Genomic DNA, 21,204 nt, shown 5'->3' with positions numbered 1-21,204 from the left:
GCCTTGTTTGGTGCAAGGCGGGGCGCGCAAAAAAGGCCCCGCTGAGGGCTGCGCATGCAGGGGCGATGCTCAGATGGCGTAAAGCTCGACCGGCTTATCGAAGCCTTTCAGGCGGTATTCACGGCCTTCGCTTTCGGCCGTTTGACTCTTCGCCCGCTCGCAAACGGCCCTGGTGACGAGAATCCGCCCCGCTTCGGCCGCTGACTGGGCGCGAGCGGCAGTGTTCACCACCGTTCCAATCGCAGTCAGGTCGCGATGCGATCGGCCGAACTCTCCGAAGCTGGCCTCGCCGGAGTCGATGCCGATACCAACGCCGAGTTCACTTTCGCCCAGGCCGGCACCCTCAGCCAGGTGACGTTCACGACGCGATTGGCAGCGGCGCTGGATTTCCCGCGCAGCGAGAACGGCACGTTCGGCGTGGTCCTGATGGTGGATCGGAAAGTTGAATATCGCCATGATCGCGTCCCCGACCGTCTTGTTGAGAAGGCCGTCGAATTCCCAAATGGCCGTGGCACATTCGTCGTAGAAATCATCCAGCAGCGACGAGACGGCATCTGCCGAGTGCGACTGCGAAAGCGTCGTATAGCCCCTCAGGTCTGCAAAAAGCACAGACACGTCAACAGTGATCTTGCGGGCTTTCATCACGCGCGTGAACATGAGCTCGCAGATCGTGCAGGTGTTCGGATTCATCCGGCTCGGGCGGATACCAAAGGCGCGGAAGGGAATGGAAGCCGGTCCGCGCAGGGGTACGGGGATACGCATCTGCTCCCAGCAGCCCTTGCAAATCCTCGATTGAGAAAACGACATCTTGTCGCCCGCCCCATTTTGCGTCGCTAAGCGATTCTACCACATCTGAGTACGCAACCAATGGCCGGTCCGTGGAAACGCCGATCCGGCCTCTTCCTGTGCTCGTCACAGGGAACCAGCGGCGGCGCGTGCGCGCGGTGGTATAGTCCGGGTGGGAATTCAAGAATGAACAGGTGTTACCGCCGCCGGCGCTGCGCGCCCGACGCGGCCGATCAAGCGGAGGAGGGGCGAACGTGGGAAACGAACTCAAGCATGCGCCGGATTTCAGCTTGGCGGGCAAGGTGACATTCGTTACCGGCGCATCGCGCGGGATCGGCCGCGCCTGCGCCCTTGCGTGCGCCGCTGCGGGATCGGACATCGTGCTCGGCCTGCGCGACATTGCGGCGTCGACGGAACTGATCGCGGAAATCAGGGACATGGGCCGGAAGATCCTTCCCGTCAAGCTCGACCTTTCGAAGCGCGCCGATATCGAGGCCTCGGTCGCCGAGGCGGTCGCGACGTTTAGGCGGATCGACGTGCTCGTCAACAATGTCGGCGTCGCGCCCGGCAATCTGGCGGAGGATGTCCTTGAGGCCGATCTCGACGAAATCCTGAACGTCAACGTCAAGGGCACGTTCCTGATGACGCAGACCGTCGGCCGGCAGATGATTGCGCAAAAGGCGGGCCGCATCATCAACATCAGCTCGCAGGCGGGCACGGTGACGCTTCGCGGCGAGGCGATCTACTGCATGAGCAAGGCGGCGATCAACCACCTCTCCCGTTGCCTCGCCGCCGAATGGGCCCGCCACGGCATTACCGTCAACACCGTTGCCCCGACCTTCATCTGGACAGACGGGACGAAGCCAGCGCTTTCCGACAAGGACTTCTACGAGCAGACGGTCGGGCATATTCCCTTGGGTCGCATCGGCGACACGGACGATGTCGTCGGCGCCGTCGTCTTCCTGGCCTCGCCGGCAGCATCGCTGATCACCGGACTGAACCTGCTCGTCGACGGAGGCTGGTCCGTCGCCTGAGGAGAGCGCAGGCGGGGCAGCGGAGGCGGACGATGGCAAAGCATTCTTTGGCCGTGCCGCGGCAGGGCGAAACTGATATCTTGCGCTTTCGGCCGCTCCGGCGCCGCGCGTTTTTCTTGAGCGCGCAAAGGTCGCTGCAGCCGTTTGATTTGCAGCAGCGCGAGGAGGAAAGGCCATGCGGATCGCGGTGATGGGCTCGGGCGGCATCGGTGGCTATATCGGCCTCAGGCTCGCGAAAGCGGGCGAAGACGTTACTTTCATCGCACGCGGCGAGCACCTTTATGCGATGCGCAGCAACGGTCTCAGGCTCGAAAGCCCGCTCGGCGACGTCAGCCTGCCGAATGTCAACGCCACGGACGATCCCGCCGAAGTCGGGACCGTCGATCTCGTGATCTTCGCGGTGAAGCTTTACGACAGCGAGGAGGCGGCCGCCGCCATCCTCCCGATGGTCGGGCCGAAGACGACGGTGCTGACGTTGCAGAACGGCGTCGATGGCGTCGATCTCCTGGCGCGTTCCGTGCCACGCGCGCAGGTCGTCGCCGGCGCCATCTACATTTCCACCTATCTCGAAGCGCCGGGGCTGATCAAGCAGACGAGCGGGATGACGCAGATGACGGTCGGCGGGCGCAACGACCCGGCGATCGCCGCCTTCCGCGATGCCTGCGGGCTGGCTGAGGGCATCTCGTTCCAGGCGGTCGACGACGTCGATCCGGTGCTGTGGATGAAGTTCGTGACGCTCGCCGCCTTTTCCGGCGGCACCAGCCTGATGCGCTCGGGCATCGGGGCGATTATCGCGGACCCGGAAGGCCGGATCTTCATGGAGCAATTGCGGGACGAGGGCATGGCGATCGCCGCCGCCAAGGGCCACCCGATGCCGGACGGCTATGTGCAGCAGACGACATCGCTCTGGCAAATGGTGCCGCCCGAGACGCAATCCTCCATGGCCAATGATCTTCAGCGCGGCAAGCGGCTCGAACTAGAATGGCTGTCGGGACGCATGCACTCCTTCGGAAAGGAACTCGAAGTGCCGACCCCGGCCCACACGGCGGTCTATCGGGCGCTGCATCTCTACGCGAACGGTGCGCCTTCACGGTGAGGGGCCTCTATCGCGCGATCTCCCAATGACGCCGCACGGCTTCGGGTTCCAGAGTACACGACAGAAGCGTAGTGGCATTGGCGGATACTTTTTCACCCTCATTCCTGTGCTTGTCACAGGAATCCAGCAGCGCCGCGTCCGCGGCGCGGAAGAGTCTTTTCAGCCCAAGGACTTCGGCTGGCTGGACTCCTGTGACAAGCACAGGAATGAGGGCAGGAGGAGATGCGTTACCGTACCGTGGCCAATGAGGCCGAAGCTGGCTTGATCGAACGCGCAAAGGTCGCTGTAGCAACTTTGAATTGCTGCATGATTTTATCCTCAAATCGATTCCGATTTGAAGAATCATGCAGTAAGCTCCGCGGCAATTTCTCACCGGAATTGCCCGATGTCGCTTCGCCTTGCTACCTTCAATATCGAAAACCTCATGAGCCGTTTCGATTTCTCCGGCTTTCGCAACCAGTTGAAGCAGGATCGCGTGTTGAGGCTGTTCGAAGTCCGCAGCGAGGCGGAGTATCAGCGGCTGGAAGAGGCGCGCACCATCGCGCATACCGACGACACACGGCAGATGTCGGCGCTCGCCATCGCCGACTGCGACGCGGATATCCTCTGCCTGCAGGAGGCCGACAACATGGCGGCGCTGCAGGCCTTCGAATACGGCTATCTGTTCCGCATGGTCGGCAACGGCTACCGGCAGAAATACCTGATCGAGGGCAATGATTCGCGTGGCATCGATGTCGCCGTGCTGACGCGCGAGAAGACGCGCGACGGCCAGCCGATCGAGTGCCTCGAGGTGAAAAGCCATGCGGGGCTTACCTATGCCGACCTCGACCTTTTCAACGATGAGCTGGCGCAAACCAACCGGCCTGCCGACCGCATCTTCAAGCGCGACTGCCTGGAGCTGGATTTGAGGATCGGCGGCCGACCGCTGACGCTTTACGTGGTGCATTTCAAGTCGATGGGGCCGGCGCGCGAAGGGCTCGACGGCCGGCAGGCCACGATGCCGCTGCGCGTGGCGGAGGCGAAGGCCGTGCGCCATATCATCGAGAGCCGCTTCGGGCGGGGCCGCACGGCCGACAAGATGTTCGCGATCTGCGGCGACATGAACGACTACCAGGAGAAGGTGGCGATCCGCGGCGACCGGCGCAACGGCTATGAATTCGTGCCGAGCGAGGAGGAGACAAGCGCGCTCGACGTCTTCACCATGGACGGCTTTGTCGAAAACCCGATGCTGCGCCGGCCGGTGCTCGACCGCTGGACCCTGTTTCACAGCCGGGGGCCCGAGGAGCGGCATCTCTGCCAGCTCGACTATATCTGGCTGTCGCCGGCGCTCGCGAGCCGCAACGCGAGCCGTGTGCCGGAGATCATCCGCGCCGGCCAGCCGTTCCGGACGATCTTTCCGGCCGGGCAGGAGGTGGAGCGCTACCCGCGCACCGGCTGGGACCGGCCGAAGGCCTCCGACCATTGCCCGGTCGCGATGACACTGGATATCTGACCATGAACCTTCTTGAAAGCAACCGCGCAGAGTGGCCCGCCGAGGGCACGGTTTTCCCGGTCTCGGCTGTCGGGATCGACGTTTCTCCGGACCCGCATCCGTTCCACCTGGCCGAGGTCGAACGCGCGCAGGAAAGCTGGCAGCGCGAGATTGCCGCAAACCCGCATCTCTTCGACGGCAGGATGGTGCTGCAGCGGGCGATCCGCATCGAGGACGGGCGCATTGTCGCCAACGCCCATGTCGTGCCCTATTCGACCTTCCTCTGGTGGCGCAAGAGCCGCGCGCCCGGGGCCTTGCATATCTTCGCCATGCCGATGCTGCTTTCGTCCGACGGCGCGATGATCGCCATCCGCATGGGGAGCCACACGGCCAATGCCGGACGCGTCTACAGCCCCGGCGGTTCACTGGAGCCCGAGGATATCGTCGACGGACGTTGTGATATCGACGGCAATATTGCGCGTGAGGTGCGGGAGGAGACGGGCATCGAGCTCTCCGAGGCGACAGCCGAGCCCGGCTATCACGCGGTGCACATGAAGGGGACTGTCGTCGTATTCCGCACCCACCGGCTGGCGGCGACGGCCGACGAGCTCGTTTCGCTGGTTGCCAGGCATGTCTCGACCGACCCGCATCCGGAAATCGACGAGGCCGTGGCGATCCGCGGGCCGGAGCCTGAGGCGCACAACTATCCGGACTTCTTCCCGGCGATTCTCGAGTGGTTTTTTGCGAAGAACGGCGGACCGGCCGATCCCTAAAACGCTCAAATTGAATTCTATGCTTTGACGAACCAGCGGTGGGGCATGCTGCCGTGAGCGCCACAAAACTCCTGCTGATCCTGCCGCTGATGGCGATCTTCGCCTATGTGTCGCTTGTGGGCTTCGTGTATTTTTCGCAGCGCGCCCTCCTGTATCCCGGCGTGAGCGCTACCCTTGCGCCAGAGCAGTCGCGTTGGGGCGAAAACGCATACATCAAGACGCCGGACGGAGAGACGCTTCATGGACTCTACAGTCAGGGCGACGCGGACAAGCCGGCCGTGCTGCTCTTCTTCGGAAACGGTGACCGGGTCGACAATTACGACTTTCTTGCACAGGCGCTGGCCGCGCGCGGCATTGGATTGCTGGCGATTTCCTATCGCGGCTATCCGGGATCGACCGGCTCCCCGAGCGAGGAGGGGCTACTGACCGACGGCATCGCCGCGTTCGACTGGCTTTCAGGGCGCTCCAGAAGCGGGATCATTGTGCTGGGCCGTTCGCTCGGCTCGGGCGTCGCCGTGAACACGGCCGCGCAGAGGCCCGCCGTCGGTGTCATCCTCGTGTCCGCATACCTCTCGGTTCTTTCGGTCGCGCAGACGCATTATCCGTTCTATCCGGTTGCGCTTCTGCTCAAGGATCCCTTCCGTTCCGACCTCACTATTACAAAGGTGAAACAACCGAAGCTGTTCATCCACGGTCGACTTGACGGCAGCATCCCGCTGTCTTCGGGCGAGGCCCTGTACCGCATCGCTCCCGAGCCGAAGCAAAAAGTGATCTACGACGGCCTGGGCCACAACGACATCTGGAATGAAAGTACGGTCGGCCATGTGATCCGCTTCGTGGAGGCGCTGAGGCGATAGAGCCCGTCAGGCAGCGGCGATTGCCGGGATCTCCGATCCCACTCCGTTGCCTCTTTCGACGTCCGTGAGAGAGGGCTAAAGTACAACGTACTGCGTGTGGAGATGGCGGGATGGCGAACGAGCGCGTCGAGCGGCGACTTGCGGTTATTATGGCCACCGATATCGTCGGCTACTCGCGGCTGATGGAGGCCGACGAAACCTCCACGCTTACCGCGATGAAGCGCTTGCAAGGCTCCATAGTCGCTCCGAACATCGCCGCACGCGGCGGCCGCATCGTGAAGCTGATGGGCGACGGCTCGCTCGTCGTCTTCAGCTCGGCGGTCGACGCGGTGGACTGCGCGATATCGCTTCAGGAAGAACTGGCGTCCGATCAGAAGGACGTGGCGATCGACGACCGCATCCTCTTCAGGATCGGGATCAATCTCGCCGATGTCGTCATCGAGGGCGATGACCTGTTCGGCGACGGCGTCAACGTCGCCGCTCGCCTGGAGGCAACCGCCGGGCCGGGCGGCATATGCATCGCCGATGTCGTCCATCGGCAACTCGGCATAAAGAATTGTTCGGCCTTTTGGGACGGCGGCGAGATAGTGCTGAAGAACATCGCGCGGCCCGTGCACGTCTGGCACTGGAAGGACGCGCCAACGGTCGGGTCATCCACGTCTTCGGCGGCGGCGCGAACGTCGATCGCCGTTCTGCCGTTCGAGAACCTCAGCGGCTCGCCGGACCAGGATTTTTTCAGCGACGGCATCACCGAGGACATCATCAGCGGCCTTGCCCGGTTTCGTTCGTTGTCCGTCGTCGCCGCCAGTTCATCCTTCAGCTTTCGCGGGAAGGATGCGGGGCTCAAGGAAATCGGCAAAAGGCTCTCAGCCACCTATCTGGTCGAGGGCAGCGTTCGACGGTCGGGTGAACGGATGCGCATCACGGCGCGGCTCATCGAGGCCGCAAGCGGAACGCATCTGTGGTCGGAACACTACGACCGCAGCGTCACCGATATTTTCGCCGTCCAGGACGAGGTGACGCGGATGATCGTCTCGACGCTCGTCGGGCAGATCGAGAGCGCCGATGTCCGACAGGCGCTGCGCAAGCCGACGACGAGTCTTGCGGCCTACGAATTCTTCCTGCGCGGGCTGGTGCATATCCGCGGCTATGGCGCCGACGACAACGAACAGGCCCGCATGATGTTCGAGGCGGCAGTCGAACGCGACCCGCAATTCGCGCTCGCCCACGCATATCTGGCACTAGCGAGACTGGCACTTCACGGCTACGCCAACGCGCCGGCCGATATTCTCGACGCGGCGCTGGCGCTTGCGCAAAAGGCGGTGCGGCTCGACGCAGGCGAAAGCGGCTGCGAGCGCTTGCTGGGTCTCATGCATTACTTTCGCCGGGATTTCGAGCTGGCGGAACGGCATTATCGCCGCGCCTGTCAGCTGAACCCCAACGATGCGAACACGATGGTGCAGATGGGTGGGCTGCTTGCGCGGCGCGGCAGGCTCGTGGAGGCGATGCAGTGGATCGACGAGGGTTTACGCCTCAATCCCTTCCCGCCGCAATGGTATAGTGTGACCCTCGGCAACACCCTCTATATACTCGGGCGATACGAAGAAGCGGCGGCGGCGCTCAAGGAGCAACCCAATCCCGGCCAATTCACCTGCGCGCGCCTTGTCGCCTGCTATGCGCAGGCCGGAAACGCGGCCGCGACCGAGGAGGCGAAGGCGCGCCTTCTGAAGCTGTGGCCGGATTTTTCGACGGAAGACTTCATCACGCGCGGCCTGCTCCTGGAGCTCTCGGAGCAGCGCCAGATGTTCCGGGAGGGCTTGCTGAAGGCGGGCCTGCCGGCGTGAAGGGGGGCGGTCGCCCGCGCGAGTCAGTTGCGGATCTGCCAAAGCCTCATGTAGCCTGCAGCGCCGTGCGTCGCGGGAGGGGCGCTGTAGCACCTTGAATTGCCGCATTTTTTGTCCCTGAATCGTCGCGATTCAAGGAACAGCGTAGCGCTTACGGACAGGAGAAGGCCATGGCCGATGCGAATTCCGGCACCGCCAGGATGCTGACCGGCAGATGTCTGTGCGGGGCTGTCGAGTACCGGGTGGCGGACCGGTTCGAATATGCGATGAACTGCCATTGCTCGAACTGCCGGCGCGCCACCGGTTCGGCCTTCAAGCCGTTCGCCGGCGTCAAGCGCGGGGAACTCGATCTCGTTCGGGGCGGGCATGCGACCCTGATCTATGGCGACGAGAGCGAGGCGCATGACGTGCATTGCGCGGCCTGCGGCTCGCTGCTCTTTTCCGTCGTGCGCGAGGGAGCCTACGCGCACGTCACGCTCGGCACGCTCGTGGATGCGCCGACGATCCGCCCTTCGGCGCATATCTTCGTCGGGTCGAAGGCGGAATGGTTCCACATCACCGACGACCTGCCGCAATACGCGGAATTCCCTGACGATTGAGCCTGTCCCGAGCGCGGTCCGTGTCGCACGAGCAATCTCTTCCACGATCAAACCGTGACGACGATCTTGCCGAACTGTTCGTTCGACTCCAGGAAGCGATGCGCCTCGACGATCTCGTCGAACGGAAAGGTCCTGGCGATCACCGGCCGGAGCGAACCGGACGTCAGCCCTTCGAGAATGAAGCTTTTGGCGGCCGCGAGCCGCGCCGGGTCGCCGATGATCTCGTGCACGAGGTAACCGCGCAGCGTCAGGCGCTTGCTCAACACGCTCAACAACGGGAAGGGGGTCGGCTCGGGGCTCAAGCCGCCATATTCGATGAGAATGCCGCCCTGTGACATCGCCTCCGTCAGAGGCTCGAAGGAAGGGCCGCCGACCGCATCGAACACCACGCGCACGCCCGCCGGATCGGCGATCTCCTTCAGCCGGGCTTCCAGATCCTCTTCGGCGGAAGCGATGACATGGGCGGCGCCCAATTGGGAGAGCGCGCGCTTCTTGGCGGACGTCCGCGTGACGGCGATCGTGGTTGCGCCGACGACGTTGGCAATCTCAATCGCGGCGAGCCCGACGCTGCTCGATGCGGCGGTAATGACGACGAAATCCTGGCTGCGCAGCCCGGCAATGTCGATCAAAGCGCCATAGGCCGTGAGATATTGCATCCAGACGGCGGCGGCCGCCTCGAAGCCAAGCGACGGCGGGTGCTTGACGACGAGCCTCGCCGGAAAGCTGGCCAGTTCGCCATAGGCGGGCCAGCGGACCATCGACGGCGGCGGCACGATGCTGACGGCATCCCCCGGCGCGAAGCCGTCGACCCCTTCACCGAGCGCTTCGACGATGCCTGCCGCCTCGAGGCCAAGGCCGGAGGGCAGCACCGGTGTCTCGATATAGGTGCCCGAGCGCAGCAGCGCCTCAGCCCTGTTGAGCCCGAGCGCCTTGACCCGGATTTGAACCTCACCCGGACCAGGTCCCTGCACATCGACGTTTTCGATGCGCAGAACCTCGGGACCACCAAGCTCATGAAAGCGAACGACGCGGACCATCGATATAACTCCAAAACAATTGAACTGAATAAAGGCTATGCCAGTCGCCTATGGGCGGGATAAATAGACTTCGAGGCAGAACAGTAGAAACCAGGAGTTCTCAATATGGATCGCCTTGCGAGCATGGCCGTGTTCGTCAAAGCCGTTGACCTCGGCTCGTTCGCCGCCGCCGCGACCGCGCTCGACCTGTCCGGACCGATGGTCGGCAAGCATGTGCGGTTCCTGGAAGAGCGGCTCGGCGTGCGCCTCCTGAACCGCACGACGCGGCGCCAGAGCCTGACGGATTTCGGGCGGGCCTATTACGAGCGTTGCCGGGTGGTCCTTGCCGAAGCCGAGGCCGCGGATGCGCTCGCCGCCGATCAGCTCTCCGAGCCGCGCGGACGGCTCAGGGTCACCATGCCTGCGCTGTTCGGCCGGCGCTGTGTCGTCCCCATTCTCCTGGAGCTTGCGAGGCGACATCCGGCGCTCGAATTCGACCTGTCGTTCAGCGATCACTTCGCCGACCTCGCTGGGGACGGCTACGATCTCGCGATCCGCAGCCTTTCGGCCGGTACCGGCAATCTGGATGACAGGGCCGGGACGATCGTGCGTCGCATAGCGCGCCATCACATGGTCGTCTGCGGCTCGCCGTCCTATCTCGCGAAGCACGGCGCGCCACGGCAGATCGAGGATCTCGGCGGGCACCATGGGATCATCTACAGCCGGTCGGGCCGGGTTCGCCCATGGCTGTTTCCGCGCAGCGATCACGCCCCGGCGGAGGTGACGCCGATCAACCGTCTGCGCCTCGACGACCTCGATGCAATCGCCGACGCCGCAGTCGCCGGGATGGGGCTCGCCTGGCTCCCGGGGTGGCTCGTTCGCGAGCGCCTCCAGGCGGGCGCACTTGTGCCGCTGCTCGCCGATCAGCCGGGACTTCACTACGACAACTACGCGCTCTGGCTGCAGACACCACATCTGCCGCTGAAGGTGCGATATGCGGTCGACGCGCTGGCGGCTGCGTTGCCGAGATTCATGACGTAAGGGGGCGGGGCCTTACGGTAGACGAGCGCGGCCGTTGTTTCATTTCATCGGGGAAGCGTGCTCGGCTGTGATCATGATGGGCGACCCGAACTCATCGTGGTCCAGACACTGCCGGGGCGCATTGGAATGCTGCAACGGGTCGGGAAAACCCTTTGAGCCGCCGGCGCTTCGTCGCGGTAAAGGCGTCCGGGCTGCCGTGCTCGCGATAGACATTCTCCGAGACGAGGGTCTGATCCGCGGCGGCAGCCGAGCACAGGCGGGCCGCGAGTTGTACGGTGGTGCCGAAGAGATCATTGCTGTCCTCGACAGGCTCTCCGCAGTCGAGGCCGATGCGGACGTGAATCGGTTCGGCGTTTCCGCTGTTGTAGCGCCGGAAATCGCGATGGATCGCCGTTGCGCAATCAACGGCGTGCTTCGTCGAAGCGAAGGATGCCATGATCCCGTCGCCGGTGTGCTTCACCTCGCGCCCGCCAAAATCGTTCAGGCACCTGCGCACGATCGAATCGTGTGCCCTGACCAGTTCGGTTGCCATGCGGTCGCCGAGGCGCGCCGTCATTTCCGTGGAACCGACAATGTCGGTGAACATGATGGCGCGATGCCCGCAGTCCTTATCGTCCTGCGGATGGCCGGCGGGCGGCTCTGGGTCCTGGATGCGACCGAGAAAAGCCTCGACCGCCGAAAGCGCGACCTCGACGATCTCGCCGGCAACATGGCCATGTGCCTCGCGATGCACGCATTGCGCGGTTTCCTTGTCCGGGGCGTCGATGAGGCAGAAAGTGGTGCCGCGCTGCTGGTCGAACCAGTAGGTGAGGAACTTTACGCCGTATTGATCCTGGATTTCGAGATCCTTGCGATGCGCCTCGGCGACATCGGCCGCCGAGTATCCCTTGAGGTCATGCCGGTCCATGAAAATGGCCACTATCGCCCCCCGCTGTTACCTCATATCGCGCTTTGCAGTCTATGTGCGATCCGATTGTTGAGCAATCGCTAAAGTCCCCATGTCGCTCGGTCACCGCAAGGCTCGTTGCTTGCGGCTGTATAGATCCATGAAGTAGTTCAAAGTGGCTTCTGTTCGGGGGCGGTCCACGGAGGCAAGGCAGGTCTATGAAGACTTCCGCGACGCAGGTGCTGATTGTCGGGGCAGGGCCGACGGGGCTGGTGCTGGCGCTGTGGCTGAGGCGGCTCGGCGTCGATCTCCGGATCATCGACAAGGCGTCCGGGCCGGGCGAGACCTCGCGCGCGATCGCGGTGCAGGCGCGCACGCTCGAATTCTATCGCCAATTGGGCATCGTCGACGATGTGCTCGCCGCCGGCATCCGTGTCGAGCGGCTTGCCGTGCGCACGCCGTCAGGCATCGCGGCGACGCTGAAGCTCGGCGATTTCGGCGCGGGGCTCAGCCGTTACCCCTTCGCCTTCGCGCTGCCGCAGGACATTCACGAACGCATTCTGGTCCGGCATCTCGAAAGGGCGGGCGTTGCGGTCGAGCGGCGCGCCGAACTCATGAGCTTCGAGCAGGATGCGGCGGGCGTGACGGCGACGGTGGTGAAGCACGGCGCCGGCGAGGTCATCCGGGCCGCCTATCTATGCGGGGCAGACGGCGCGAGCAGCACGGTGCGCCACGGCCTGAAGCTCGGCTTTCCGGGCGGCACCTACGAGCAGTCCTTCTATGTCGCCGATGTCGAGGTGGAGGGTACAATCGCCCGCGACGGCCTGAATGTGTGCCTTGATGCGCACGGCTTCGCAATCGTGCTGCCGGTGCGCCAGTCGGGTTCGGTGCGGCTGATCGGCATCGTGCCGGCAGAAAATACGGCGGAGGAGAAGATCACTTTCGAGGCGATCCGTGCCGAGGTCGAGCGGATCACCGGCGTCACCGTCAAGGCCGTCAACTGGTTCTCGACCTATCGCCTGCACCATCGCGTCGCCGAGCGTTTTCGCGTAGGCCGGGTGTTTATCGCCGGCGACGCCGGCCATATCCACAGCCCCGCCGGCGGCCAGGGCATGAATACCGGGATCGGCGACGCGGTGAACCTCGGCTGGAAGCTCGCCGCCGTTGTCGGCGGTCGCGCGGACGCGCGGCTCATCGACAGCTACGAGCCGGAGCGGATCGCCTTCGCCCGGCGGCTGGTCGCAAGCACTGACCGGGCGTTCCGGGTGTTGACCAGCCGCTCGGTGCTCGCGGGCCTCTGGCGCCGTTATCTCATGCCCCGGATGATCGCCCTGCTGGTCGCGACGCCCGCGGGCGCGCGGTTTGCGTTCCGGATCGTGTCGCAGATCGGCATCACCTACCGCGACCGCGGCGGGGCGGGCCAAGTGCGCGGCGGCGATCGGCTGCCCTACGTCGACGCGTTGTCGGGCGACAACTTCGCGCCGCTTTCGTCGCTCGACTGGCAGGTTCACGTCTATGGCGCGGCCAGCCCGGCCTTCCGCGCGGCGCTGACCAAAACGGGAATACCGGTCCACGCCTTCCCCTTCACGCCGGCCGCCGCCGAGGCGGGCTTCGGCCGCGACGCCATTTATCTCGTGCGCCCGGACGGCCACGTGGCGATGGCCACGGTGACACAGGATCCGGCGCCGCTCCTGCGCTATATCGAGGCGTTCGCCATCTCGCCCGGTGCGTCCGTGCCGTGAATGACTTTGCGGGCTGATCCAGAAGTACATCAGCGCGCCACGCATCCGATCAGACACCGCGCCGCCAAACGTCGAAATGCCGCGTCATTGCCCTCAAATCGGCTCCGATTTAGGGAATCATGGATCGGCAGCGGGAATGCTTGCGTTCGCGGAGGACGACGATTTAGTCGGCATCCTCCCGGGCGGAGGAGGGCACATGAGGCGTGAGAGCCGTCGGGCCCATTGGGAGAAGGTTTATCGCGGCAAGGGCGAGGACGAGGTTAGCTGGTTCGAGGAAAATCCGGCGCCGTCGCTGGAGCTGATCGCCGTCCTCGGCGCGACGTCCGAGACCTCTATCATCGACATCGGCGGAGGGGCCTCGCGCCTTGTGGACCATCTTTGCGACAGGGGATTTCGAGCCATCACCGTCCTGGACCTGTCGGAGGGCGCGCTCGCGGCGGCGAGAAGCCGGCTTGGCGAGCGCGCCGCACGCGTCCGCTGGATCGTCGCGGACGTCACGACGTGGCGGCCAACGGCAGCCTACGAGATCTGGCACGACCGGGCGGCGTTCCATTTCCTCACGGAGAAACATGACCGGGCCGCCTATGTCGCGCATTTGAGCGAAGGCCTGAGAGCCGGGGGCCACGCCATCATTGCGACCTTTGGCCCGGACGGGCCGGAGCGCTGCAGCGGCCTGCCGGTGATGCGCTACAGCCCGGAGAGCCTGGCCGAAACGCTCGGCAGCGCCTTCAAGCTTGTTAGCTCGCGCAGGCATGAGCACACGACCCCTTGGGGATCGAGGCAATCCTTCCAGTTCAGCGTGTTCCGGCACGTGACCGAAGAGCCGTGGCGCAGAAGGGAGGCGGCTGCTCATCGATATCCCGGCAGATGATTTCCCGACAAGGATCGAAGGCAGAGAGTCGTCGTCGTTCTTTCAATCGGTTGTGCCATGTTTCTTATATCCGATCGATTGGCTGACGTAAGGTCAGGCCGATCCTTTTCGCGACAGGAACGGGGCGGCGGCGTTCATGTTCAATGCTTTTTGCCTTGCCGCCCGCGCCACGGCATTGCAAGGTCTTCGGTGGAGTGTGCCGCAATGCCTGCGGATGGATGCTCCGGGGCGTGCGGCACGACGCTGGAACGCGCGTGATTCCTTCACAAGACCGGTCGGTTCTTCAAGGGCATGCGCGCGACGGCGCGGTGTGTCTGACCAGACGCGCAGACGCCGCTACAGCATTTGAATTTCCGCATGGCTTCCTCAAATCGGGACCGATCCAGGGAAGCGTGCAGTACCGGTGAGGGGGCATTGATGACACGGCGATATGCGATCTACGACGTTTTCACGCGGAAGCGTCTGGAGGGCAATCCCCTTGCCGTGGTGTTCGACGGCGATGGCTTGAGCGACGGGGCCATGCAGGCGATCGCCCAGGAATTCAATCTTTCGGAAACGGTGTTCCTGCAGCAGCCGGGAAGTGCCGCTCATTCGGCGCGGCTGAGAATCTTCACGCCGGCACACGAGCTGCCCTTCGCCGGGCATCCGACCGTCGGCGCGGCGGTGGCGCTGGCGGAGGCCGCGCATGGCGACTCCGGCAAGGCGCTCGACCTCATGCAGGTGCTGGAGGAGCGGGTGGGTCCGGTGCGCTCTGCCGTGCGGCTGAAGCCGGGCGAGGCGGCATTCGCGGAGTTCGACCTGCCGCGCAAGCCGAGCCGGCTCGAGGCGCGCTTCGACAAGCACGAGATCGCCGATGCGCTCAGCCTGAAGGCGACGCAGATCGGTTTCGAGAATCATGTGATCTCATTCTGGAGCGCGGGCGTGCCCTTCGTCATGGTGCCGCTGCATGATGTCGGCGCGGTGGCGGCGGTGGAATTCGACGCGCAACGCTGGGAGCAGCTTGCGCCGCTCGCCGAAGGACGGCTCGCCGCCGCCTATCTCTACTGTCGCGGCGGCATCAACCACATGGCGCGCTTCCACGCCCGCATGTTCAAGCCGGAGATGGGCGCGGTCGAGGATCCGGCGACCGGCTCGGCCGCCGCCGCCCTTTCGGGCGCCATCCACCTTTTCGACGAACTGGTCGACGGGCACCACCCGATCCTGATCGAGCAGGGGGTGGAGATGGGCCGCCCGTCCTTCATCCACCTGCATCTCGACATCGCCGGCGGCAAGATCGCGACCGCCCGCATCGGCGGCCATGCGGTGAAGGTCGCGAGCGGCGAACTGGCGATCTAGTCTTTGAAGCTACCAATTCCGAACGGAAAACCGCTACACAGGCGCATGTTCGGGGTGCGCGGAGGGAGGCCATGGCACTGCGCATAATCTCGCTGAACGCATGGGGCGGCCGCGTGCATGCGCCGCTGATCCGCTACCTCGCCGACAGCGATGCGGATGTTCTCTGCCTGCAGGAGGTAACACGCACGACCGGCTCGACGGCCGACTGGCTGGTCTATCGCGACCGTCGTCTCGAACTGCCGCAGCGCGCCAACCTCTTCGATGAGATCGCCGCCGTTCTTCCCGGGCACGACGCGTTCTATTGCCCCACGGCGCGGGGCGAGCTCTTCGATGGCGGGGAGCGGATCCTCTCCGAGTTCGGGCTCGCGACCTTCGTGCGCAAGTCGCTTGCCGTCATCGGGCAGGCGCTCGACTTCGTCCATGGCGGCTTTTCGGCGGATGGCTGGGGGGCGCATCCGCGTGCGCGAAACGCCCATTGCCTCCGGCTGATGACCTACGGGGACGCCTTCACCCTCACCATCGCCCATATGCATGGCCTGCGCGACATTGCCGGCAAGGGGGACACGCCGGCGCGCCGGGCACAGGCGGAGGCGCTGGTCGGGCTGGTGGAGCGGGTGAGGCGCAACGACGAAAGGCTGGTCGTCTGCGGCGACTTCAACGTCCTGCCGGGAAGCGAGACTTTCGAGGTGCTGGGGAAGCTCGGGCTTACCGATCTCGTGACGTCACGCGGCTTCACGGATACCCGGACCTCCTATTATGAGAAGGAGAACCGCTTCGCCGATTACCTGCTGGTGACGCCGGAGGTGAAGGTCAACCGTTTCGACGTGGTCGAAGAGCCGGAGGCTTCGGACCACCGGGCGCTGTTCGTCGAGGTTGGGTAGGCGAGTGGCGGGGCGACAGCGCCGTGCGTCTTTCCGGGCGCGCACGGTACAAGACAGCACACTGCGCCTCGTTGGTAGCGGTACGGGAAGGTTTTGCTTCGTTCCTCATTCCTGTGCTTGTCACAGGAATCCAGCAGCGCCGCGTCTGCGGCGCGGGAGACTCCTCGAGGGCGCGAATGATCGCGGGTTAACCCACGGGACACCGGATCACGTCTCGTCCGTCTCGAATACTGGAGGCCACTTCATTCACGGCGCGGACGCGCCGTGGCTGGATTCCTGTGACAAGCACAGGAATGAGGTGGGTGGGGTGGCCGCGCCCGCAAAAGTTGATGCAACACTTTGAAGTGCTGCATGGTTTTCAATCCTTAAGCCGACCGGATCTCCACCGGAACGCCCTTTTTGAGCGTGTTGGCAACCATGCAGATAGCCTTGGCGCGATCGATGATCGCCTGCGGATCGGACCCGTCGAGCGTTTCGCAGCTGACCGACATGGCCGCGGCCGTTGTCAGCAGCGGCTCGCCTTCGAGCTCGACCGTAACGCTGACGGCGATCTTGCCGAGGGCGGAGCCCATCTGGTGCGCGGCATAACGCAGATCGTTGCAGAAGCAGCCGCCAAGCGCCAGCGCCAGCAGCTGCGCGCCGTTGAAGCCGAGCCCGCGTCCGCCCGCCTTGCCCTCCGGCCGGTCGACGACGACCGTATGGCTCCCGGCCCAGCCGATCGCCGCCTCCGTGCCTTCGACATTGCGCAGTTCAACCGTCATGGACGCCATCGTCTTTCCTCCTGTCGAGAGGTGGAGTTTAGAGCGGGACGGAGCCAAGCGTGAGCGGTTTTGCGCAGCCGCGGCGCCGCCCCAACGAGGGAAAAGCGGTAGACGGCATCGTCCACGCCCCCGCATCACCGGCTTCGCCGCCATGCGATGAGCCTTTGAAAAATTTCCCGAAAATTTTGCAAAGGGTGCTGGACAAGCCGGACGAAGGCCATTATACGCCCCTCCAGACCGCAGCGACGCGGTTCTGGACGGGTGATTAGCTCAGTTGGTAGAGCAGCTGACTCTTAATCAGCGGGTCCACGGTTCGAGCCCGTGATCACCCACCAGTTTTTCTCACTGAAACTGATTGCTTCTGTAAGAAGCTGAAACACAGATACTCCGCCGGCGAAGCTTGAGGCAAGGATCTCGAGTTCCGGATGTCAGCGCTTGGTACCTTCCCAGGGGTAGGCTCTGAGCGGCTTCGGTATGGTCGGTCCTGGGTAGACTGGTTCGCGGTTGTCGCGATACTGGTCCGGGTCCGCAGTTAGGTCGGCGAGAATGCGTTTACCCCGAAGACGACCGCGCAAGCCTCTGGTGTTGATCCGATAGGCATTAGGGTTGTATGGCTTCGCATATTTGGAATTCGCGCCCGTAATCTGCTTCGGTTTCTTTCTCTTCCGTGCCATCGCGTATCTCCAGCCCACGCGGACTGTAGCAGCGAGTTTGAATAATCGAAAGCCATCTTGACTCTAGATGCCCGAGGCCGAAGAGCCCGTTTCCGCGACCGAAATTCCCGACGATCTGCCGTGATTGATCACTACGGCGGTGATCTTGAGGATCAGGAAACCGTTGGCGGAAGCGGCGCATCTGAGGGGAGCTTTATATCGCGGGGTGTCTGGCGAGCCGTGGCATCAGCCGTGGTTGGACGTCGCGCTATGAGCGTTGAGCTTCATTGCCGTGCGTCGTTCCCGCAGCGTTTTGTTGCGCGTCTGGGTGGCGGTCTGAATTGAACGGACTGAAGCAAATCCAGCAGAAGCGTGTAACGGTTTTCCCTCCGGAATTGCGTCATTTCAAAGAGTTAGATCATCTCACTGTTCAGTGAAAACGATGAAATGATCTGGTCGCCATTCGCCGCTGTGCTATCCTCGGTCGTGAGGTAGGGCACAAGATGAATATCCTACGTGGCCTCTTTCGACTGTGGTTGATCGTTTCTGCGCTTTGGGTACTGACATTGGTCGTCTACGTGGAAGTCGAAGGACGGCGGCGAGGCGTGACCGATGGAAGCTCCATCTTCGTCAAGGGCTGGGCAGTGATCGCCGACGGCTGGAAAGCCGAGAAGGAGGTGGCGTCCATAAGGGAAAGGGCCGCTGCATCTGGAAGCGGGAGCATTGTCGTGCCCGATGAGATCGAAAGCCGACTTCAAACCGGCAGGCAGCTACAGAAAACGGCTTGGCTTTTCGGCGGGATGCTGCTGGGCCCGCCACTTATCCTGCTTGTGCTTGGGGCTTGGGTTATCCGTGGTTAGAGTATAGTGAAGCGCCCAACTCGGCCCGCCATTTCCATTTATGCCATCGGGCAGGGCGCAATTCCGCTCGTTGCCGCTCCACAGCGCCGCGCGTCTTATCGGACGCGCACAGGGCGCTGTAGCACTTTGAATTGCTGCATGTTTTCATCCTTAAATCGGCAACGACTTAAGGGAACATGCAGTAGCGCGACGGCTGTTGCCTCACAAAGGCCACTTCACTAAGGTCCACGCGCGGCCATGTGGCAAGGGGGCAATCATGTCGATCAAGGCGATAGACCATTCCGGTTTCCAGGAGACGGTCTCCGTCGTCCCGGCGGGAGAGGCGCCCAAAAAAATGGGGTCTTCCTTTTTCCGGGGCAGTGCCAGTAACTTCAATCCGTACGGCTCCGATCACGTGAAAGACGACTTTGCGTCGCGATTCCTGTTGAAGGGCTGGACCCCGGATAAGCCGTTCATCTCTCCCACGACGAACGTTACCGCCTTCGGCTCGTGCTTTGCCGAGAACATCAGCAAGCATCTTGCGAAGCTGGGGTTCGATGTATCCAAGAACCGAGATCGCGACATCTACATCTCGTCGATGGGCGAGGGGCTGGTCAATGTCCATTCGATCGTCCAGCAGTTCCGCTGGGCGCTCGAAGGCGTGGCACCGCCGACAAACCTCTGGCACGGCTACAAGGCCGAAGAGTTCGACCTGACGGAAGAGATCCGGACGCGCACCCGGGACGTGTTCCTGAAGACGGACGTCTTCATCCTGACGTTCGGCCTGTCGGAAATCTGGTACGACGAGCTGACCGGCGGCGTTTTCTGGCGTGCCGTTCCGATGAAGCACTACGATCCGAGCCGGCATAAGTTCCGGGTTTGCAGCTTCGGCGAAACGAAGGCCTGCATTCAGGAGATCATCGATCTTATCGGCAAACACGTGCCTCGGGCGAAGATCGTCGTCACCGTCTCGCCGATCCCGCTCGTCGCAACATTCCGGCCAGTCGCCTGCCTGACGGCCAACTCGGCATCCAAGGCGATCATTCGGGCCGCCGTAGACGAGACGATTCGCGATCGCGGCGATGAATGGGCGGGCCGCCTCTATTATTTCCCCGCCTACGAGATCGTGAACGAGACGTTTCCGAACCGTTTCGTGGAGGACGGCAGACACCTGCAGAACATGATCGTGCCCGCGGTCATGAACCTGTTTCAGGCGACCTATTGCGACACCGACCTGACGATCGACCAGGCCGAGAAGACGCTGAGGGCCGCCCGGCTGCAATCGGCGAGGACCCTGGACGGCCATGCCCTTTTCTCGAGAGCCAGGCTTGCCTCGAATTTCTCCGCCGCCGTCAGGCGCCTTGTCGGCAAGGGGGCGGCGTCGAAAGCGAAGTCTCGCTAGCGCAATTCCAGGAAAACTGTGTAACGGTCTTCCGTCCGGAGTTGCGTCATTTCAAAGCGTTAGATCATTCCGCTGTGTCATTGAATCAATGAAATGATCTACAACGCCGCGCGTCCAGTCGGACGCGCAAAGACGCCGTAGCAGCTGAATTGCTGCATGTTTCTATCCTGCCGCCACAAACGCGAAAGCGCGCTCGTTTGGGCCGAGCGCGCTCGAGGCGAACGATCTACGGAGGGGTGCCGGCACCCGCGATCGAACAGCTTGAATATAGCACTGAATCGAGAGAGGAACAACGCGGCGCCTGGCGCTCCCGCTCGCGGCTGCGGTGCACCGATTCGGCCGTTAGGCCGCCGATCGAACAATCGTTCCTGGCTCGAAGCAGGACCGCGCGGTGTTGCACGTTTGCGCGGGGCAGCCATTGCGCGCCCGCTTTTTCCGGAAAATCGGGCTCGTGCGGCGAAAAATTGCCCAGATTGATCCTTAGCGGCGCATTTAGCGAAACCTAATATTGGGAACCTGATGCGCGGATATCTGATCCTCTCCGAAGCAAGAAGCGGCTCCAGCTGGCTGAGTACTCTCCTTGGCCATTCCGGCGGCATGGGATTGCCGGCCGAGTGGCTGGCTCCGAAGGCCCATCGTCTTGATACCACGGCGCTGTCCTTCGACGCCTTCTTCGGGGAAATCATCGGCAAGTGCTCGACCCCGAACGGGGCGTTCGGCATGAAGATCTTTCCGAACCAGCTTTTCGTGACGCAGGAGCGCTACGGCCGGGATTTCATCCGCCATTGCCTTTGCGAACACGAAACGGCGCTCGTCTTCCTTCGCCGGAAAGACACTCTGAGGCAGGCGATTTCCTTTGCCCGGGCAAGGCAGACGCGCGCCTTTGCCGCTCATCGAGGAGCGAAGGCCGAGCCGCACTACGATTTCGAACAGATCGCCCGTTGCTTCTTCTACATCCGCGAAAGCTACAATTTCTGGCAGAGCTATCTGGAGCTCCTCGGCGCGCCGTTCGCCGAATTTGTCTATGAGGATCTGGCCGGCGACCCGAGCCCCTTCATCACGCATATCGCCGAACACCTGCACGTTGCCCCGCCCGAGAAGGCCGAGACCCGGATGGTCATTCAGCGCGACGGCCTCACCGAGGAGTGGATCGCCCGCTTCAACGAGGATTGCCGGTCTGGAGACCTGCTCAGGGCCTATGACCGTCGCGAGCACATTCCCGGCAAGATGCGCAATTTCGCGAAACTGGCGACCGGGAAGCTCGAGCCGCGGTATCCGTTCGCGTTTTAGCGGCGATTGGCACGAGCTGACTCGAGT

The 21,204-nt window shown here is 63.3% G+C and carries 21 protein-coding genes and 1 tRNA gene; 17 read left to right on the top strand and 5 right to left on the bottom strand.

Annotated elements, in window-relative coordinates:
• Window positions 1-69: 69 nt before the first annotated feature.
• A complete protein-coding gene (locus QN224_RS24940; RefSeq protein WP_283978804.1) occupies window positions 70-762 on the bottom strand; it encodes an adenylate/guanylate cyclase domain-containing protein in 693 nt (230 codons plus the stop codon).
• A 278-nt stretch (window positions 763-1,040) separates the two neighbouring features.
• On the opposite strand from QN224_RS24940, the gene QN224_RS24935 reads away from it, so the two are divergent.
• The 7 genes from QN224_RS24935 (at window position 1,041) to QN224_RS24905 (ending at window position 8,460) form a co-directional block, all read left to right on the top strand.
• Window positions 1,041-1,820 (top strand): SDR family oxidoreductase, encoded by a 780-nt coding sequence (locus QN224_RS24935; protein WP_283978803.1) that lies wholly within the window; start codon window positions 1,041-1,043, stop codon window positions 1,818-1,820.
• A gap of 175 nt (window positions 1,821-1,995) precedes the next feature.
• Complete coding sequence (locus tag QN224_RS24930; protein ID WP_283978802.1) at window positions 1,996-2,916, top strand: 2-dehydropantoate 2-reductase; 921 nt, start codon at window positions 1,996-1,998, stop codon at window positions 2,914-2,916.
• 385 nt (window positions 2,917-3,301) lie between these two features.
• Window positions 3,302-4,408, top strand: a complete 1,107-nt coding sequence (locus tag QN224_RS24925) for an endonuclease/exonuclease/phosphatase family protein (RefSeq protein ID WP_283978801.1) — start codon at window positions 3,302-3,304, stop codon at window positions 4,406-4,408.
• Between the two features lie 2 nt (window positions 4,409-4,410).
• Window positions 4,411-5,160, top strand: a complete 750-nt coding sequence (locus QN224_RS24920) for an NUDIX hydrolase (RefSeq protein WP_283978800.1) — start codon at window positions 4,411-4,413, stop codon at window positions 5,158-5,160.
• 53 nt (window positions 5,161-5,213) lie between these two features.
• A complete protein-coding gene (locus tag QN224_RS24915) occupies window positions 5,214-6,017 on the top strand; it encodes an alpha/beta hydrolase (RefSeq protein WP_283978799.1) in 804 nt (267 codons plus the stop codon).
• Window positions 6,018-6,127: 110 nt separating this feature from the next.
• The gene (locus tag QN224_RS24910; RefSeq protein ID WP_283978798.1) at window positions 6,128-7,861 is read left to right on the top strand and encodes an adenylate/guanylate cyclase domain-containing protein; all 1,734 of its coding nucleotides are present in this window, start codon (window positions 6,128-6,130) and stop codon (window positions 7,859-7,861) included.
• A 170-nt stretch (window positions 7,862-8,031) separates the two neighbouring features.
• Window positions 8,032-8,460, top strand: a complete 429-nt coding sequence (locus QN224_RS24905) for a GFA family protein (RefSeq protein ID WP_283978797.1) — start codon at window positions 8,032-8,034, stop codon at window positions 8,458-8,460.
• A 47-nt stretch (window positions 8,461-8,507) separates the two neighbouring features.
• On the opposite strand, the gene QN224_RS24900 is transcribed toward QN224_RS24905, so the two are convergent.
• Window positions 8,508-9,497, bottom strand: a complete 990-nt coding sequence (locus tag QN224_RS24900) for a zinc-dependent alcohol dehydrogenase family protein (RefSeq protein ID WP_283978796.1) — start codon at window positions 9,495-9,497, stop codon at window positions 8,508-8,510.
• Between the two features lie 105 nt (window positions 9,498-9,602).
• Between QN224_RS24900 and QN224_RS24895 the strand changes: the two genes are divergently transcribed.
• Entirely contained in the window at window positions 9,603-10,517 is a 915-nt protein-coding gene (locus QN224_RS24895) for a LysR family transcriptional regulator (RefSeq protein WP_173510003.1), read from the top strand.
• A 91-nt stretch (window positions 10,518-10,608) separates the two neighbouring features.
• Here the strand turns inward: QN224_RS24895 and QN224_RS24890 are convergent, their stop codons facing one another.
• The gene (locus tag QN224_RS24890; RefSeq protein ID WP_283978795.1) at window positions 10,609-11,436 is read right to left on the bottom strand and encodes a nickel-binding protein; all 828 of its coding nucleotides are present in this window, start codon (window positions 11,434-11,436) and stop codon (window positions 10,609-10,611) included.
• A gap of 185 nt (window positions 11,437-11,621) precedes the next feature.
• On the opposite strand from QN224_RS24890, the gene QN224_RS24885 reads away from it, so the two are divergent.
• The 4 genes from QN224_RS24885 to QN224_RS24870 all read left to right on the top strand — a co-directional run bounded on the left by QN224_RS24885 (window position 11,622) and on the right by QN224_RS24870 (window position 16,232).
• Window positions 11,622-13,145, top strand: a complete 1,524-nt coding sequence (locus QN224_RS24885) for an FAD-dependent monooxygenase (protein ID WP_283978794.1) — start codon at window positions 11,622-11,624, stop codon at window positions 13,143-13,145.
• 196 nt (window positions 13,146-13,341) lie between these two features.
• Window positions 13,342-14,016, top strand: coding sequence for a class I SAM-dependent methyltransferase (locus QN224_RS24880; protein ID WP_283978793.1), 675 nt, complete (start codon window positions 13,342-13,344; stop codon window positions 14,014-14,016).
• A 417-nt stretch (window positions 14,017-14,433) separates the two neighbouring features.
• Window positions 14,434-15,351, top strand: a complete 918-nt coding sequence (locus tag QN224_RS24875) for a PhzF family phenazine biosynthesis protein (RefSeq protein ID WP_173510007.1) — start codon at window positions 14,434-14,436, stop codon at window positions 15,349-15,351.
• A gap of 71 nt (window positions 15,352-15,422) precedes the next feature.
• Window positions 15,423-16,232 (top strand): endonuclease/exonuclease/phosphatase family protein, encoded by an 810-nt coding sequence (locus QN224_RS24870; RefSeq protein WP_283978792.1) that lies wholly within the window; start codon window positions 15,423-15,425, stop codon window positions 16,230-16,232.
• A gap of 365 nt (window positions 16,233-16,597) precedes the next feature.
• Here QN224_RS24870 and QN224_RS24865 read toward each other — a convergent pair whose 3' ends face one another.
• Complete coding sequence (locus QN224_RS24865) at window positions 16,598-17,002, bottom strand: OsmC family protein (RefSeq protein ID WP_283978791.1); 405 nt, start codon at window positions 17,000-17,002, stop codon at window positions 16,598-16,600.
• A gap of 50 nt (window positions 17,003-17,052) precedes the next feature.
• On the opposite strand from QN224_RS24865, the gene QN224_RS24860 reads away from it, so the two are divergent.
• Both QN224_RS24860 and QN224_RS24855 read left to right on the top strand, forming a co-directional pair.
• Window positions 17,053-17,262, top strand: coding sequence for a hypothetical protein (locus QN224_RS24860; RefSeq protein ID WP_283978790.1), 210 nt, complete (start codon window positions 17,053-17,055; stop codon window positions 17,260-17,262).
• Window positions 17,253-17,328, top strand: a tRNA-Lys gene (locus QN224_RS24855). The genes QN224_RS24860 and QN224_RS24855 overlap by 10 nt, the downstream gene beginning before the upstream one ends.
• A 93-nt stretch (window positions 17,329-17,421) precedes the next feature.
• Here the strand turns inward: QN224_RS24855 and QN224_RS24850 are convergent.
• On the bottom strand, window positions 17,422-17,667 hold the full coding sequence (locus QN224_RS24850) for a hypothetical protein (protein ID WP_283978789.1): 246 nt from the start codon (window positions 17,665-17,667) through the stop codon (window positions 17,422-17,424).
• 482 nt (window positions 17,668-18,149) lie between these two features.
• Here QN224_RS24850 and QN224_RS24845 point away from each other — a divergent pair, with 482 nt between their 5' ends.
• The 3 genes from QN224_RS24845 to QN224_RS24835 all read left to right on the top strand — a co-directional run bounded on the left by QN224_RS24845 (window position 18,150) and on the right by QN224_RS24835 (window position 21,177).
• Window positions 18,150-18,506, top strand: coding sequence for a hypothetical protein (locus QN224_RS24845; protein WP_173510009.1), 357 nt, complete (start codon window positions 18,150-18,152; stop codon window positions 18,504-18,506).
• Between the two features lie 256 nt (window positions 18,507-18,762).
• Window positions 18,763-19,887: a GSCFA domain-containing protein gene (locus QN224_RS24840; RefSeq protein ID WP_283978788.1), complete on the top strand. Its 1,125-nt coding sequence runs from the start codon at window positions 18,763-18,765 to the stop codon at window positions 19,885-19,887.
• Between the two features lie 519 nt (window positions 19,888-20,406).
• Window positions 20,407-21,177, top strand: a complete 771-nt coding sequence (locus QN224_RS24835) for a Stf0 family sulfotransferase (RefSeq protein WP_173510011.1) — start codon at window positions 20,407-20,409, stop codon at window positions 21,175-21,177.
• Window positions 21,178-21,204 lie beyond the last annotated feature (27 nt).

Origin of the sequence: Sinorhizobium sp. 7-81 (genome assembly GCF_030124405.1) — a bacterium.
Lineage (GTDB): Bacteria > Pseudomonadota > Alphaproteobacteria > Rhizobiales > Rhizobiaceae > Sinorhizobium > Sinorhizobium psoraleae.
The sequence above is the reverse complement of the archived record's forward strand: the minus strand, read 5'-3'. Positions and strand labels throughout refer to the sequence as shown.